Consider the following 16,222-nt stretch of genomic DNA (forward strand, 5'->3'; position numbering starts at 1 on the left):
GTCATTTACTGTCTGGATGACAGAGAAGCAAAGGGAGAATTGCAATGGCTCTATATGATCCAAGTTTAGAGAAAGACAACTGTGGATTTGGTTTGATCGCCCACATGGAAGGCCAAACCAGCCATAAATTAGTCAGAACCGCGATTTCAGCATTAGATCGTATGACCCACCGTGGCGGCATCGCAGCCGATGGTAAAACCGGTGATGGCTGTGGTCTATTACTACAAAAACCAGATAGTTACCTACGACTCATCGCTGAAGAAAAAGGCTGGAAGCTCGCCAAACAGTATGCGATTGGTATGATTTTCTTCAGCCAAGATCCGGTCAAAGCGCAATCAGCGCGCGATATTATCAACAAAGAACTGGCGCAAGAAACACTCACAGTGACAGGTTGGCGAACCGTACCAACGAACCAAGCTGTACTTGGCCCTATTGCTGCCGAATCCGTGCCTGATATTCAACAAGTCTTTATTAGTGCTCCCGCTGGTTGGCGTGAACGAGACATTGAACGACGCCTTTACATTGCTCGCCGTCGCATTGAAAAACAGATCACCGAAGATCGTGATTTCTATATTTGCTCATTATCGACTCAAGTCATTGTTTACAAAGGCTTGTGCATGCCTGCAGACCTACCGCGCTTTTATCTTGACCTAGCTGATCTACGGATGGAATCAGCCATTTGCTTGTTCCACCAGCGCTTTTCAACCAATACTCAGCCACGTTGGCCACTGGCACAACCGTTCCGCTACTTAGCGCACAATGGTGAAATCAATACTATCGAAGGGAACCGTCAATGGGCGCGAGCACGGGCTTACAAATTTGCCTCTCCCCTACTACCGGATCTACAAACCGCCGCGCCATTTGTCAATGAAACAGGTTCCGATTCATCAAGCTTAGACAACATGCTCGATCTGTTTTTAGCGGGGGGAATGGATATTTTCCGTGCCATGCGTATGTTAGTGCCGCCGGCGTGGCAAAATCACCCTGATATGGACCCAGACCTTCGTGCCTTTTACGACTTTAACTCAAAACACATGGAGCCATGGGATGGCCCAGCTGGCATTGTGTTATCGGATGGCCGTTATGCTGCTTGTAACCTTGATCGCAATGGCCTTCGCCCTGCGCGTTATGTGATCACCAAAGATAAACTCATCACCCTCGCCTCTGAAGTCGGAATTTGGGATTACGCGCCCGATGAAGTGGCTGAAAAAGGCCGCGTTGGGCCCGGTGAACTGCTGGTGATCGACACCCGTCATGGGAAATTGTGGCAATCTAGTGAAATTGATAACGATCTCAAAAGCCGCCACCCTTATGGCGAGTGGATGAAAAATAACGTCCACCGATTAACGCCATTTTCTGAACTCAGTGACGATTTGGTGGGCGAGCGCAGCTTTGACAATGACGAGCTGAAAACCTATCAAAAACAGTTTGCAATGAGCAACGAAGAGATTGATCAAGTACTGCGCGTACTGGGAGATGTAGGCCAAGAAGCGGTGGGATCAATGGGTGATGATACGCCGATGGCGGTGCTCTCTTCGAAAGAGCGCTTGGTTACCGATTATTTCCGCCAAAAATTTGCCCAAGTTACGAACCCGCCTATCGATCCACTGCGTGAAAAGCACGTGATGTCACTAGCCACCAGCATCGGCCAAGAGATGAACGTGTTCTGTGAAACCGATGGTCACGCTTATCGTGTTACCTTTGATTCACCTATCTTGCTCTATTCCGACATGCAACAGCTATTGGAGCTCAGCGACAAACACTATCGCAATACCATTTTAGACATCAATTACGATCCACAGCATAAGGATCTCAAGCAAGCTTTGCTCGAACTTTGCCAACAAGCAGAGGAGGCCGTACGCCAAGGATCGGTATTGATCGTATTGTCTGACCGCGCTTTGCATAAGGATAAACTGCCGATCCCAGCGGCAATGGCCGTGGGCGCAGTACACACTCGCTTAGTCGAAGCCAATTTACGCTGCGATGCAAACATCATTATCGAAACCGCCACCGCACGTGACCCTCATCAATTTGCAGTCTTAATCGGCTTTGGCGCAACCGCCGTCTACCCTTACTTGGCCTACGAAACGCTCGGCAAAATGATTGATGATGGCACGTTGGAAAAAAGCTATCGCGAGGTGATGCAAAACTACCGGTACGGTATCGACAAAGGTTTATTGAAAATCATGTCGAAAATGGGAATTTCAACCGTTGCCTCTTATCGCTGCTCGCAGCTGTTTGAAGCGGTTGGCCTACATAGCGACGTAGTTCAGTTGTGTTTTAAAGGCGTCACCACGCGCATTCAAGGTGCTAACTTCGAAGACTTCCAACAAGATCTATTTAATTTAGCGCGCAAAGCGTGGACCAAACGTAAAACGCTCGAACAAGGTGGCTTATTAAAATACGTGCATGGTGGTGAATACCATGCCTATAACCCAGATGTGGTTGGCACCTTACAAGCCGCAGTTAAATCAGGTGAAAGCGCCGATTACCAAAGCTTTGCCCAGCAGGTCAACGCACGCCCCGTCGCGATGCTACGCGATTTACTGCGCTTAAAAAAATCAGCGACACCGCTAGCACTGGAAAAAATTGAACCCAGTACGGAGCTATTTAAACGTTTTGATTCTGCGGCGATGTCGATTGGCGCCTTAAGCCCAGAAGCCCATGAAGCGTTAGCGACCGCAATGAACCGCTTAGGCGGCTACTCCAACTCTGGTGAAGGTGGAGAAGATCCACGCCGTTTTGGCACTGAACGTAACTCCCGTATTAAGCAGGTCGCATCAGGGCGTTTTGGCGTGACTCCGCATTACCTCACCAATGCTGACGTACTGCAAATTAAAGTGGCGCAAGGAGCAAAGCCGGGTGAAGGTGGCCAACTTCCCGGCCATAAAGTGACCGCGGAAATTGCCAAGTTGCGCTATTCAGTGCAAGGCGTGACCTTAATTTCACCACCGCCGCACCACGATATTTATTCGATTGAAGATTTAGCCCAGCTGATTTTCGATCTCAAACAAGTTAACCCAAAAGCTTTGGTTTCGGTCAAATTAGTTTCAGAGCCGGGCGTTGGCACCATTGCCACTGGCGTTGCCAAAGCCTACGCCGATCTTATCACTATTTCTGGTTATGACGGCGGTACAGCGGCTAGCCCACTCACCTCGGTAAAATACGCTGGTAGCCCTTGGGAACTCGGCCTTGCTGAAACCCAACAAGCGTTAGTCGCAAACGGCCTGCGCCACAAAATTCGACTTCAAGTTGACGGTGGTCTAAAAACAGGACTGGACGTGATTAAAGGCGCGATTTTAGGTGCCGAAAGCTTCGGTTTTGGCACAGCTCCTATGGTCGCGATGGGCTGTAAATTCTTACGGATTTGCCACCTTAATAACTGTGCGACGGGCGTAGCAACGCAAGATGAAACGCTGCGGAAAGAGTATTTCAAAGGCTTACCTGAGATGGTGATGAACTATTTCATCGGTCTTGCCGACGAGGTCCGTGGTTACTTGGCACAGTTGGGCGTTGAAAAGCTCACCGATCTGATTGGCCGCACCGATTTACTAGAAGTACTTGAAGGGATGACCGCCAAGCAAAGCAAATTGGACTTATCCGGTTTATTGGAAGCGCCAGTATCCGCTCAGGGTCATCCGCTTTACTGGACTCAACCCAATACACCGTTTGATAAAGGACAACTTAACCAACAATTTGTCGATGACGCTTTAGCGGCAGTTGAAGCACAACAATCGATCAGCTTGTATTACAACGTACAAAATACTGACCGCTCGCTCGGTGCTCGCCTATCTGGTGAAATCGCCAAACGTTATGGTAACCAAGGCGTAGCCGCCTCGCCGATTAAAATTTATCTCGATGGCACAGCAGGTCAGTCATTTGGTGTATGGAACGCGGGTGGTGTTGAGCTTTACCTTACTGGTGATGCCAATGACTATGTTGGTAAAGGGATGGCAGGCGGAAAGCTGGTCATCAAACCCCACCTTGGTACCGCTTTTAACTGCAACGACGCTACGATCATCGGCAACACCTGTTTATATGGCGCAACTGGCGGCAAGCTGTTTGCGGCTGGCAAAGCGGGAGAGCGTTTTGGTGTGCGTAACTCTGGCACTATCACAGTTATCGAAGGCGCTGGTGATAACGCTTGCGAATACATGACAGGCGGAATCGTCGCCATTTTGGGCGCAACAGGCGTTAACTTTGGCGCGGGTATGACGGGCGGCTTTGCTTACGTGATGGATGAAAACGGTGATTTCCAAGGTCGAGTCAACAGTGAATCAGTAGAGGCTATTTCATTGCAAGATCTCTACATTCACCAAGAACATTTACGTGGTTTAATTGCCGAGCATTTGGAAGAGACTGGGTCGGTGCATGCTGAACAGATCTTAGCGAACTTTGATGAATGGATTCCAAAGTTCTATCTCATCAAACCCCAAGCGGCGGATCTGCAAACCCTACTCGGCCATCAAAGCCGCAGTGCCGCCGAACTTCGCGTTCAAGCGCAATAATTGGAAGGAGCCAGATTAATGAGCCAGAACGTATACCAATTTATTGATGTGAATCGAGTTGATCCGGCAAAAAAGCCGCTCACTATTCGCAAAATCGAGTTCGTCGAAATCTACGAACCCTTTACCAAACAGCAAGCGACCGCTCAAGCGGATCGCTGCTTAGATTGCGGCAACCCTTACTGCGAATGGAAATGCCCAGTGCACAACTACATTCCGCAATGGCTAAAACTGGCCAACGAAGGGCGCATTATTGAAGCCGCTGAGCTATCGCACCAAACTAACAGCTTGCCCGAAGTGTGTGGGCGAGTCTGCCCACAAGATCGCCTCTGTGAAGGTTCTTGTACTCTAAACAATGACTTTGGTGCGGTCACCATAGGTAACATCGAAAAATACATTAACGACAAAGCGTTTGAGATGGGCTGGAAACCAGACATGTCGCACGTGGAGTGGACAGATAAGAAAGTAGCGATCATTGGTGCAGGCCCAGCTGGCCTAGCCGCAGCTGATATTTTAGTGCGCAACGGAGTAAAGCCCGTGGTGTTTGATCGCTATCCTGAAATTGGTGGCTTGCTAACCTTTGGTATTCCCTCTTTCAAACTTGAAAAAGGCGTAATGGAAAACCGCCGCCGCATTTTCAGTGAGATGGGAGTCGAATTTCAGCTCAACATCGAAGTAGGTAAAGACATCACACTGCAGACGCTGCTTAATGAATATGATGCTGTTTTTCTCGGTGTCGGAACTTACCAAAACATGCGCGCAGGGCTAGAAAATGAAGAAGCAAACGGTGTTTACGATGCTCTACCCTTCTTAGTATCAAATACTTATAAAGTGATGGGTTTGGAATCACCCCAACCATTTATTGATATGGCGGGCAAAAAAGTCGTGGTACTTGGAGGCGGAGACACTGCGATGGATTGCGTGCGCACTTCTATTCGCCAACATGCCGCCAAAGTGATTTGTGCCTACCGACGCGATGAAGAGAACATGCCGGGTTCACGCCGAGAAGTGAAAAATGCCAAAGAAGAAGGCGTAGAATTTATGTTCAACCTGCAACCGCTCGCCATTGAGGTCAATGAACAAGGCCAAGTGAGTGGCGTTAAAGTGGTGCAAACCGCTTTAGGGGAGCCTGACGCGGCTGGGCGTCGCAAGCCCGAGCCCGTTGCGGATAGCGAACATGTGTTGGCAGCCGACGCCGTCATTATGGCGTTTGGTTTTCAGCCACATGCCATGCCATGGCTTGAGCCATTCGGTGTTGAACTTGATCAATGGGGACGCATTAAGGCCGCGTCGCAGCAATCGTTCCAGTACCAAACCAGTAATGAAAAAATTTTTGCTGGTGGGGATGCCGTACGTGGCTCCGATCTGGTCGTCACGGCCATTGACGAAGGGCGCAAAGCCGCAGAAGGAATACTTGACTACTTAGGTCTTTAAGCCTTAACTGCTTAATATCCTTGAAGGATTCATGGTAACGTGAATCCTTTTTTCTTAAGCCATTTTCCTTAAGCCATCGACTGCAGCTCGCTTGCATTTTGGTGATTGGCAATGAGGATTCATTTGATAAGGACTATCATGCGCGTAGTACTAAGTTTACTGATGTTTGCCACACTAACCGCTTGCAGCCAAGGAGTGACAACTATGACCGATCGCACTGCGACCCCTTGCGGAAATAAACCGAATTGCGTTTCGACTCAAGATGAGCGTAACGCGTTCTCGCTCTCTCCCTTTATCCTCAAAACAGGCGTCTCTTTAGATAAAATTGAAGCGGTTGCGCTTTCTATTCCTCGCTCTAAAACGGCGGTGAAAGAGGACAATTATCTCCGCATTGAATGCACCAGTCGTATTTGGCGATTTGTGGATGATCTTGAACTTAAAATAGAGAACGGGCGTTTAATCGTACGCTCTGAATCGCGCATTGGTTATTCAGATATGGGTGTCAATCGTAAGCGAGCAGAAACACTGCGAGAAAACCTCACCAAAGCAGGCTTGATTGAATAGTTGCTCAATATCGCACTGGCGGAAAGTTTCGTGCTAAACTTCGGCCAATTTTGCTATACCCAACAACTTGGAGTTGCAGGTAGGCGGCAAGTGAGTGAGTCCCCATGAGCATAGGCAAACTATGTGATTGGGGTGAGCGAACGTAGCCAACACCGCGGCGGCTTCAAGTAGGAAGGGTATATTCACCAGATATTTACTATCAACCGAATATTTACTACTAACCGAATAAGAGAAACCTCATGAAAATCGGCATTATTGGCGCGATGGAGCAAGAAGTCGCGATATTAAAAGACGCAATCGACAATGTTCAAGAAGTCAGCAAAGCAGGCTGCACCTATTTTTCAGGTCAAATCCATGGGGTGGATGTGGTGCTGCTACAATCTGGCATTGGTAAAGTCGCCGCCGCCATTGGCACCACTCTTTTACTTAATGAATACCAACCAGATGTAGTGATTAACACCGGTTCTGCAGGTGGTTTCGATTCAAGCTTAACCATGGGTGATGTAGTCATTTCAAGCGAAGTTCGTCACCATGATGCCGATGTAACCGCATTTGGCTATGAAATGGGGCAAATGGCAGGTCAACCAGCCGCTTTCAAAGCGGATGATGCATTGATCCGCGTTGCAGAACAAGCACTAACACACATCAAAGATAAGCACGCGGTACGCGGCCTGATTTGTACCGGGGATGCTTTCGTTTGTACCGCTGAGCGTCAAAGCTTTATTCGCCAACACTTCCCAACCGTGATTGCGGTTGAGATGGAAGCTTCAGCAATTGCACAAACTTGCCACCAATTCAAAGTGCCTTTTGTGGTCGTTCGCGCCATTTCAGATGTAGCCGATAAAGCGTCTCCGATGTCCTTTGATGAATTTTTACCGCTTGCCGCACAAAGCTCATCAGAAATGGTGATTAAGATGGTCGAACTGCTTAAGTAAGCAGTGACAGACTCAACATGGACGAGTTAATCACCTACTTGTATGCTAACGGTACGCTCCTCGTGATGTGGGGAGCGGTTGCCTTTCATCTTATTTTACCCATCCCGCGTAACGCTCATCCCGTCACTTTGTGGCGAAAATTTGCGGAAATATTAGCGGATAAAGTCAATACCAGTAACAGTTATTCACAAAGCCTACTTTCCGGCTCACTGGCTTGGCTATTGATGTGCCTACCCGCATGGGTCACCTTAGTCGCGTTAAAACCTTTGGTATGGCAACCTCAACTATTTGATTTAGCGCTACTATTACTCGCATTTGATTGGCGTAGCCAAGAATTATTAGCCAATCAGCTTATCGGCGCACTCAGCAAAGAAGACAAAAAATACGCTCGCAGCGTGCTTGCCCCTTTTGTGAATCGTGAAACCGATAGCTTGTCAGCGCTGGGGTTAGGTAAGGCGGGGGCTGAAACCGTCATTGTTGGCTATGGGCGCAACGTGATTGCAGTGCTATTTTGGTACGCCTGTCTTGGCGGTATTGGCGCGTTGATGTACCGTCTCATCGCTGAACTCGCCAGAGCTTGGGCGCCTTCGCGAGCGGCGTTTCATCCTTTTGGTATTCCATCGGTACGCTTGCTGGCTGTGCTTGACTTTGTGCCACTGCGCCTATTTAGCCTATTGATTATCATTGGTCGCAACGCATCAAACACCTTCTCAGCCATGTTACAACAAAGCCGCTTATGGCCACTCCCGGGGCCTGCATGGCTGTTAACCGCCGTCGGCAATAAACTATCACTGGCCTTAGGTGGCCCAGCTATCTACGGTGATAAAAAAGCCCTGCGCGTAAAAATAGGCGGACGTATCGCCCCATCAGCCTTCCACCTTGCGCAAATCCAAAAACTGTTAGCTTGGCGTATTTTCGCGTGGATAGCATTAGAGAGCGTGATACTGCTGCTCGTCCATCAAGGATTTTAGATGCGTTTACTGTTTCTCAATGTTGTCGTCACGCTGTGCGTGGCTTTTCCAGTTCAAGCGCAAGTTAAACGCATCATCAGCTTAGCGCCTCATGCCACGGAATTGGCCTTTTCGGCTGGCCTTGGTGATAAATTGGTGGCCGTCAGCGAGTACAGTGACTACCCAGCACAAGCACTCAAACTCGAAAAAGTGGCCAATTACCAAGGGTTGAATATAGAGCGCATTCTTACCCTAAAACCGGATTTAGTGATCGCTTGGCCTGCGGGCAATCCGGCGAAGGAGCTCGATAAATTAAAGCAGTTAGGGCTGAGGATTTATACGACAAAAACTCAAAAACTCGATGACATTGCCAATAATATTGAAGCACTTAGCCAATTTGCCGATGATCCGGGTATCGGCCAGCAAGCGGCGCGTGATTTTCGTCAATCACTCATCACTCTGAAACAGAGTTATGGCAGCCAAAGTAAAGTTCGTTATTTCTATCAACTCAGTGAAAAACCGATCATCACACTGGCCAAAGGCAGTTGGCCCAGTGAGGTCTTTGAATTTTGTGGCGGCGAAAATATTTTTGCCAACAGCGCATCCCCCTACCCTCAAGTTGGGATTGAGCAAGTGCTGCTGGCTAAACCTGATGTAATTTTCACCTCTGAACATGCGATAAAAAATGGCACGATGTGGCAAAAGTGGCAACAGCAACTACCCGCTGTACAAAACGGGTTTGTGTGGGCACTGACCTCAGATTGGTTAAATCGACCAACGCCCAGAACACTGCAAGCGATAGAAGAAGTGTGTGAGTACTTTTCCGTCGTTCGCCAAAAACGCTAACGCTTGCGTAATAAAATCTCGTACAATTCCTGCCCGAATTTTGTTCCATTAACGACTAAAGAGAACCCAGTAACATGGACTCCATGCTGCTCTATCTTATTGACTTATTTGGTACGGCTATCTTTGCCATTTCTGGCGTATTATTAGCTGGTCGATTAAAAATGGACCCGTTTGGCGTGGTCGTGCTTGCGAGCGTGACTGCAATTGGCGGTGGAACAATTCGTGATATGGCATTGGGTGCGACGCCAGTTTTCTGGATAAAAGACACCACTTACCTTTGGGTCATTTTCATCACTTGTTTACTAACCATGCTGCTGGTTCGCAGGCCTAAACGCGTTGCTTGGTGGATCTTACCCGTTTGTGATGCAATCGGTTTAGCCGTGTTTGTTGGCATTGGTGTTGAAAAGGCGATGAACTATCAAGACTCGGCCATGGTTGCGGTAATCATGGGCGTTATCACGGGCTGTGGCGGCGGTATTATTCGTGATGTACTGGCCCGTGAGATTCCAATGGTGCTACGCAGCGAAGTCTATGCTACAGCTTGTATCATCGGCGGTCTGTTTCATACCACAGCACTAGCGATGGGCTACGATAGCTCAAGCGCCTTTATGGCCGGAGTGGCCTCAACCTTAATCATTCGACTTGGCGCGATCCGCTGGCACTTATCACTGCCCACTTTTGCACTGAATAAATAAAGCCGATTTCATCAAAACCACAAACAGTAACATGTACAGACGCTATGGGTTATGGTCGCTTTGCGATAAGATGAGCTAATCTATTCCTCATCGTCATTAATTATGTTGCTAGAAGGTATCGAAACTTTGCTGGTGCTGAGCAAAGAAAAAACCATGGGGCGTACGGGCAGCCTACTCTACATTAGCCAGTCCGCCGTTAGTAAGCGGATTGCTAATTTAGAAAAAAGGGTCGGTAAAAAGCTGATTGAGCCTGATGGCCGACAGATTAAATTAACCACAGATGCACAGGCCTTGGTTGAAACTATTGGCCCAAGCTTTAGTGAGTTATGTGGTTTGATTTTCGATCAGCAATCTTTTACGGATGCCACACTGATCAGGATAGACTGCTCAGAAACGTTAGTCGCTGGCTATATTAACACCACCATGGGGCAGTACCTCAAGCACGATAAGTTCATCACCATCACCACGAACCATACGCCGAGGATTGTTCAGCACGTTCAATCAGGCAAAGCGACATTAGGATTTTGCGCAGGCTACTTACCCGCTAATCATGGGCTAATGACGTTTCATCTGGTAGATGAACCCTTTTACATTGTCAGCCAAACACCCTTATCTTCGTTACCTAAACAGCTCGTTACCAATGATTTATCCAACCCAGCGAACGCCTATCAAGTCGATATATTGGCGAAACTCGCCATCACGCCACAGATGGAAATGGACTCGTATACGGCCGCAGCACAATTGGCATTAGGAGGCATGACGCCTGCTTTAGTACCACTTTCAGTGATTAAAGCGCTGAACATTGAACCTCGCTATTACTTTGATTTTGATGAACTACAACCTTTGGTTCGGCCTGTTCATCTCTGTCTGCGCAGCAATAGTTATCGCTCGCCAAGGGTCAAAAGATTGATAACAACCATTGCTGATGCTGTTGCCAAAGAAGTTTTATTGCCATCAACATCGACATCACAATAACTAATGGGCGGATCCATTTCTGCCCTTTAGTCACCACTATCTTTGCGCCCATTCTCGCCCCTAAAAAACCACCAACGGCCATCACCAGCCCTATCTTCCAAATCGGCAAGCCAGCAATAACAAAAAAAAGCAGCGCAGCAATGTTTGAAGTGAAGTTGAGAACCTTGGTTCTTGCAGTCGCTTCAATCAACGAAAAATGACCTAACACGACAAAACAGACCGTAAAAATAGACCCGGTGCCCGGACCGAAAAAACCATCATAAAAGCCGATACCAAAACCGACCGTAAAAGCAAAAGCCGTTTCAGACAATGGAGCTGGCCCATTGTGGGTTTTCGTCGCGGGTGCAAGTAGAAAATAAAGTGAAATACCGATCAGCAACAGCGGGATTAAGCTGGTCAACAAACTGGCATCCATATGCTGCACAAGTTCAGCCCCACACGCAGCGCCGATAAAAGTACAAGCTATCGCCAACTTCATCTCTTTTAGGTTCACAATGCCATTGCGTACAAAATACCAAGTGGCGGAGAAACTGCCAAATGAGCTTTGCAGCTTATTGGTAGCCAGCGCTTGAGTCGGTGGCACGCCTACTGCCAGCAAAGCCGGCAAAGTAAGCAAACCGCCACCGCCAGCCATCGCATCAATGAACCCTGCAATCCCTGCAACCAAAAACAACAGGCCTAATACTTCCAGTGAAAGTTCCATTTCTTATCAACGCATTGAACAATAAAAACCAACAATAGCACCACTTAAAAGGTGAAAACAGCGAAAGCCAAGACAACAACCCATTCCCATTTTTCATCAATTAAAAAGCTATCCTCTAGGCCAAATCTCTTCTTCATTGGTAAAACGATTCAATTCGGCCGAATAAAAAAAGCCCGCTTAATTCAGCGGGCAATGAGGTTGTCATGTAGGTCTTAGACCTACTGATTTATTATTTTTTAACGCTTATGCTAAGTGTGCTTTCACTTGCGCGTGTAACTCTTGCACTGACGTAACTGATGACTTCGCATCGGCCGTATGAGACATACAGGTTGCAAAGGCAGCATTCAGTGTTGTGGTGTAGTTGACTTTTTGTGCTAATGCTCCACGACGAAGAACTTTAGAATCTTCAATCGCTTGACGCCCCTCGGCTGTATTAATGATGTAGGTGTATTCATTATTCTTAATACGGTCAAGAATATGAGGGCGACCTTCATGCACTTTATTCACCAAACGTGGGTTAATACCGGCTTCACCTAAAATTACAGCTGTACCGTGGGTAGCATCAAGCTGATAACCTAATTTCACCAGTTTCGATGCTAAATCAACCACACGCTGTTTATCACCTTCACGTACAGAGAGCAGAGCTCGGCCGCCTTCAGGATAAACATTACCGCAACCTAATTCCGCTTTTGCATAAGCTTCAGCAAACGTTGCACCCACACCCATCACTTCACCCGTTGAACGCATTTCAGGGCCAAGCAGTGGGTCAACACCAGGGAATTTATTAAATGGCAGAACCACTTCTTTCACTGAGTAGTAAGGAGGAATGATCTCTTTAGTAAAGCCTTGTGACTCTAGAGACTGCCCTGCCATCACGCGCGCGGCAATTTTGGCAAGCGGTGCGCCCGTTGCTTTTGACACAAACGGTACAGTACGAGCGGCACGAGGGTTAACTTCAATCAGGTAAACTTGATTATCTTTAACCGCAAACTGCGTGTTCATCAAACCACGAACGCCTAATTCAAACGCCAGCTTCTCAACTTGTTCACGCATCACATCTTGGATTTCTTGGCTTAACGTGTAAGCCGGTAGAGAGCAAGCTGAGTCACCAGAGTGAACACCCGCTTGTTCAATGTGCTCCATGATGCCGCCAATGACGACACGCTCACCATCACAAATCGCATCGATATCGACTTCAATTGCATCATCGAGGAAGCGATCAAGCAGTACTGGGGATTCGTTAGACACACTGACCGCTTCGTTAAAGTAACGACGCAGATCTTGTTCGTCATAGACGATTTCCATCGCGCGGCCACCAAGAACGTAAGACGGGCGTACCACCAGCGGGAAGCCGATGTCTTTCGATTTTTCAATCGCCTGTTCCATTGTGGTCACTGTTGCGTTTTCTGGCTGCAGCAGACCTAAACGATCAACCGCTTGCTGGAAACGCTCACGATCTTCGGCGCGGTCAATCGCATCTGGGCTAGTACCAATGATAGGCACTCCAGCGGCCTCAAGTGCACGAGCCAATTTCAGTGGTGTTTGACCACCGTATTGCACGATGACGCCTTTAGGTTTTTCAACACGAACAATCGCCAATACATCTTCGAGTGTCACTGGTTCAAAATAGAGGCGATCGGAGGTGTCATAATCTGTTGAAACAGTTTCAGGGTTACAGTTAACCATGATGGTTTCATAACCATCTTCGCGTAACGCGAGTGAGGCATGAACACAACAGTAATCAAATTCGATACCTTGACCAATACGGTTCGGACCACCACCGAGCACCATGATTTTGTCTCTATCGGTCGGTTGTGCTTCACATTCGTCATCATAAGAGGAGTACATGTAAGCCGTATCAGACGAAAACTCCGCCGCACAAGTATCGACACGCTTGTAAACCGGATGAATATTATATTGGTCACGCATACGACGAATTTCACTTTCAGCCACGCCAAGCAGTGAAGAGAGACGCGCATCCGCAAAACCTTTGCGCTTCATCTTGCGTAGAACATCCGCATTTAAGCCAGCAAAACCGCCCGCTTTGACTTCTTGTTCCATTTTGACCAGTTCTTCGATTTGTACCAAGAACCAGCGATCAACGTTAGTCAGGTTGAAGACCCCATCCACAGACAAACCAGCGCGGAAAGCATCTGCGATATACCAAATACGCTCAGCACCCGCTTCTTTCAGCTCATGGCGAATTTTAGTCAGTGCATCTGGTGCGTCTAAATCAACCATTTCGTCTAGGCCGTTTACGCCAATTTCCAGCCCACGCAGTGCTTTTTGCAGCGATTCTTGTTGGTTACGACCAATCGCCATCACTTCGCCCACCGACTTCATTTGCGTGGTTAAGCGATCGTTAGCACCGGCAAATTTTTCGAAGTTAAAGCGAGGGATTTTCGTCACAACATAATCAATAGTTGGCTCAAACGACGCTGGGGTTGCACCACCAGTAATGTCGTTCATTAACTCATCAAGTGTGAAACCTACCGCCAATTTGGCCGCAACTTTGGCAATAGGGAAACCCGTCGCTTTCGATGCAAGAGCCGAAGAGCGAGAAACACGTGGGTTCATCTCGATGATCACCATGCGGCCATCTTTCGGGTTGATACCAAACTGTACGTTCGAACCCCCCGTTTCCACACCGATTTCACGCAGTACGGCTAGCGATGCGTTACGCATGATCTGATATTCTTTGTCAGTTAGCGTTTGCGCAGGAGCTACCGTGATCGAGTCACCCGTGTGAATACCCATTGGGTCAAAGTTTTCAATCGCACAGACTATGATGCAGTTGTCCGCTTTATCGCGAACCACTTCCATTTCGTACTCTTTCCAACCGATGAGTGATTCATCAATCAACAACTCGTTGGTTGGCGAAAGATCAAGGCCACGGCGGCAGATCTCTTCAAACTCTTCTTTGTTGTAAGCGATACCGCCGCCGGTTCCACCCATGGTAAATGAAGGGCGAATAATGCAAGGGAAACCCACCATCTCTTGAACGCGGTAAGCTTCTTCCATCGTTTTTGCCGTATCAGCGCGAGGACAAGCTAAACCGATTGACTTCATCGCTTTATCAAAGCGAGAACGATCTTCCGCTTTATCAATCGCATCAGCCGTTGCGCCAATCATCTCAACGCCAAACTCAGCCAGAACACCATGCTTTTCCAGTTCAAGTGCACAGTTCAATGCAGTTTGGCCACCCATGGTCGGTAATACCGCGTCTGGGCGCTCTTTTTCGATGATTTTACGCACTACTTCCCAATGGATAGGCTCAATATAAGTCGCATCGGCCATCTCTGGGTCAGTCATGATAGTGGCAGGGTTCGAGTTAACCAAAATCACTCGGTAACCCTCTTCACGCAGGGCTTTACATGCTTGAGCGCCAGAGTAGTCAAACTCACAAGCCTGACCGATTACAATCGGGCCAGCACCTAGAATTAGAATACTTTTAATGTCAGTACGTTTTGGCATTGTCTACTACTCCGAATTACGCTGTGTGCTTTTTAATTAGTTCAATAAAATGGTCAAACAAAGGGGCGGCATCGTGCGGGCCAGGACTCGCTTCAGGGTGTCCCTGAAAGCTAAAGGCTGGCTTATCGGTGCGGTGAATTCCTTGTAGTGAACCATCAAATAGCGATTTGTGCGTTGCACGAAGTGTGGCTGGCAGCGTTGCTTCATCAGCAGCAAAACCGTGGTTTTGTGCCGTAATCATCACCACATCACGATCCAAATCTTTCACTGGATGGTTTGCGCCGTGGTGGCCAAATTTCATTTTTACTGTTTTCGCACCAGACGCTAATGCCAAAATTTGATGTCCTAAACAGATGCCAAAAATAGGCAGTCCTTTCTCTAAGAACACTTTGGTTGCTTCAATCGCATAAGTACATGGTTCTGGGTCGCCAGGACCATTTGATAAAAAGACACCATCAGGTTTCAGCGCTAGAACTTCTTCAGCCGAGGTTTGTGCTGGTACCACAGTTAGGCGGCATCCTCGGTCAACCAACATACGGAGGATATTGCGCTTTGCACCGAAATCGTAGGCAACAACGTGATAGGGCAACTCGCTGTCATCTTTCGCTTCAGGAAGTCCACCTTCGAGCGTCCACGAACCTTGTTTCCATTGGTACGCTTCTTTTGTTGTAACTTCTTTCGCAAGATCCATTCCTTTTAAACCGGGGAACTCTTTGGCTTTTACCAACGCCAATGCTTCATCTAAATGGTCACCTGCCATAATGCAGCCATTCTGAGCTCCTTTTTCACGCAAAATGCGCGTTAGCTTGCGCGTGTCGATATCGGCAATGCCCACAATATTTTGTGATTTAAGGTAGTCAGAAAGGGAAAGTTCATTACGGAAGTTAGAAGCGATAAGAGGGAGATCGCGAATCACAAGGCCTTGTGCATGGATAGAAGAGGATTCTTCGTCTTCGGAATTGGTTCCGGTATTGCCTATGTGGGGGTAAGTAAGAGTAACGATTTGTTGAGAATAGGAAGGATCAGTGAGGATTTCTTGGTACCCCGTCATCGAGGTATTAAAGACGACTTCACCAACGGATATTCCATCAGCGCCAATGGATACACCGTGGAACACCGTCCCATCTTCTAGGACTAACAG

Annotated in this window: 11 protein-coding genes; 8 read left to right on the forward strand and 3 right to left on the reverse strand. The window is 47.9% G+C overall.

The window, feature by feature from the left end; translation table 11 throughout:
• Nucleotides 1–44: 44 nt before the first annotated feature.
• The 8 genes from gltB (at nt 45) to B9J87_RS01205 (ending at nt 10,904) form a co-directional block, all read left to right on the forward strand.
• Nucleotides 45–4,508 (forward strand): glutamate synthase large subunit, encoded by a 4,464-nt coding sequence (gene gltB / locus B9J87_RS01170; protein ID WP_094148031.1) that lies wholly within the window; start codon nt 45–47, stop codon nt 4,506–4,508.
• A gap of 18 nt (nt 4,509–4,526) precedes the next feature.
• Complete coding sequence (locus B9J87_RS01175) at nt 4,527–5,939, forward strand: FAD-dependent oxidoreductase (protein ID WP_094149219.1); 1,413 nt, start codon at nt 4,527–4,529, stop codon at nt 5,937–5,939.
• Nucleotides 5,940–6,074: 135 nt separating this feature from the next.
• Nucleotides 6,075–6,503 (forward strand): DUF1499 domain-containing protein, encoded by a 429-nt coding sequence (locus B9J87_RS01180; RefSeq protein WP_373433375.1) that lies wholly within the window; start codon nt 6,075–6,077, stop codon nt 6,501–6,503.
• Nucleotides 6,504–6,742: 239 nt separating this feature from the next.
• Nucleotides 6,743–7,438, forward strand: a complete 696-nt coding sequence (gene mtnN / locus B9J87_RS01185) for a 5'-methylthioadenosine/S-adenosylhomocysteine nucleosidase (RefSeq protein ID WP_013856098.1) — start codon at nt 6,743–6,745, stop codon at nt 7,436–7,438.
• Between the two features lie 17 nt (nt 7,439–7,455).
• Entirely contained in the window at nt 7,456–8,409 is a 954-nt protein-coding gene (locus B9J87_RS01190; protein ID WP_094149220.1) for a cobalamin biosynthesis family protein, read from the forward strand.
• Complete coding sequence (gene btuF / locus B9J87_RS01195) at nt 8,410–9,234, forward strand: vitamin B12 ABC transporter substrate-binding protein BtuF (protein ID WP_094149221.1); 825 nt, start codon at nt 8,410–8,412, stop codon at nt 9,232–9,234.
• A gap of 74 nt (nt 9,235–9,308) precedes the next feature.
• Nucleotides 9,309–9,929 carry a TRIC cation channel family protein gene (locus tag B9J87_RS01200; protein ID WP_094149222.1) on the forward strand — a complete coding sequence of 207 codons (621 nt, stop codon included), beginning with the start codon at nt 9,309–9,311 and terminating at the stop codon, nt 9,927–9,929.
• A 102-nt stretch (nt 9,930–10,031) separates the two neighbouring features.
• Nucleotides 10,032–10,904, forward strand: a complete 873-nt coding sequence (locus B9J87_RS01205; RefSeq protein ID WP_017047463.1) for a LysR family transcriptional regulator — start codon at nt 10,032–10,034, stop codon at nt 10,902–10,904.
• On the opposite strand, the gene B9J87_RS01210 is transcribed toward B9J87_RS01205, so the two are convergent.
• From B9J87_RS01210 to carA, 3 genes are all read right to left on the reverse strand, one after another.
• Entirely contained in the window at nt 10,828–11,607 is a 780-nt protein-coding gene (locus B9J87_RS01210; RefSeq protein WP_017047462.1) for a TSUP family transporter, read from the reverse strand. The genes B9J87_RS01205 and B9J87_RS01210 overlap by 77 nt on opposite strands.
• 243 nt (nt 11,608–11,850) lie before the next feature.
• On the reverse strand, nt 11,851–15,081 hold the full coding sequence (gene carB / locus B9J87_RS01215) for a carbamoyl-phosphate synthase large subunit (protein WP_017046523.1): 3,231 nt from the start codon (nt 15,079–15,081) through the stop codon (nt 11,851–11,853).
• 16 nt (nt 15,082–15,097) lie between these two features.
• On the reverse strand, nt 15,098–16,222 hold a 1,125-nt coding region (gene carA, locus B9J87_RS01220; RefSeq protein ID WP_254918084.1), incomplete at its 5' end, for a glutamine-hydrolyzing carbamoyl-phosphate synthase small subunit.

The sequence above is a fragment of the Vibrio sp. V19_P1S1T109 genome (assembly GCF_002241375.1).
Taxonomy (GTDB): Bacteria; Pseudomonadota; Gammaproteobacteria; order Enterobacterales; family Vibrionaceae; genus Vibrio; species Vibrio anguillarum.

Coding starts and splice junctions, on each gene's coding strand:
- gltB (WP_094148031.1), top strand. CDS start 45: ATGGCTCTATATGATCCAAGTTTAGAGAAAGACAACTGTGGATTTGGT.
- B9J87_RS01175 (WP_094149219.1), top strand. CDS start 4,527: ATGAGCCAGAACGTATACCAATTTATTGATGTGAATCGAGTTGATCCG.
- mtnN (WP_013856098.1), top strand. CDS start 6,743: ATGAAAATCGGCATTATTGGCGCGATGGAGCAAGAAGTCGCGATATTA.
- B9J87_RS01190 (WP_094149220.1), top strand. CDS start 7,456: ATGGACGAGTTAATCACCTACTTGTATGCTAACGGTACGCTCCTCGTG.
- btuF (WP_094149221.1), top strand. CDS start 8,410: ATGCGTTTACTGTTTCTCAATGTTGTCGTCACGCTGTGCGTGGCTTTT.
- B9J87_RS01200 (WP_094149222.1), top strand. CDS start 9,309: ATGGACTCCATGCTGCTCTATCTTATTGACTTATTTGGTACGGCTATC.
- B9J87_RS01205 (WP_017047463.1), top strand. CDS start 10,032: ATGTTGCTAGAAGGTATCGAAACTTTGCTGGTGCTGAGCAAAGAAAAA.
- B9J87_RS01210 (WP_017047462.1), bottom strand. CDS start 11,607: ATGGAACTTTCACTGGAAGTATTAGGCCTGTTGTTTTTGGTTGCAGGG.
- carB (WP_017046523.1), bottom strand. CDS start 15,081: ATGCCAAAACGTACTGACATTAAAAGTATTCTAATTCTAGGTGCTGGC.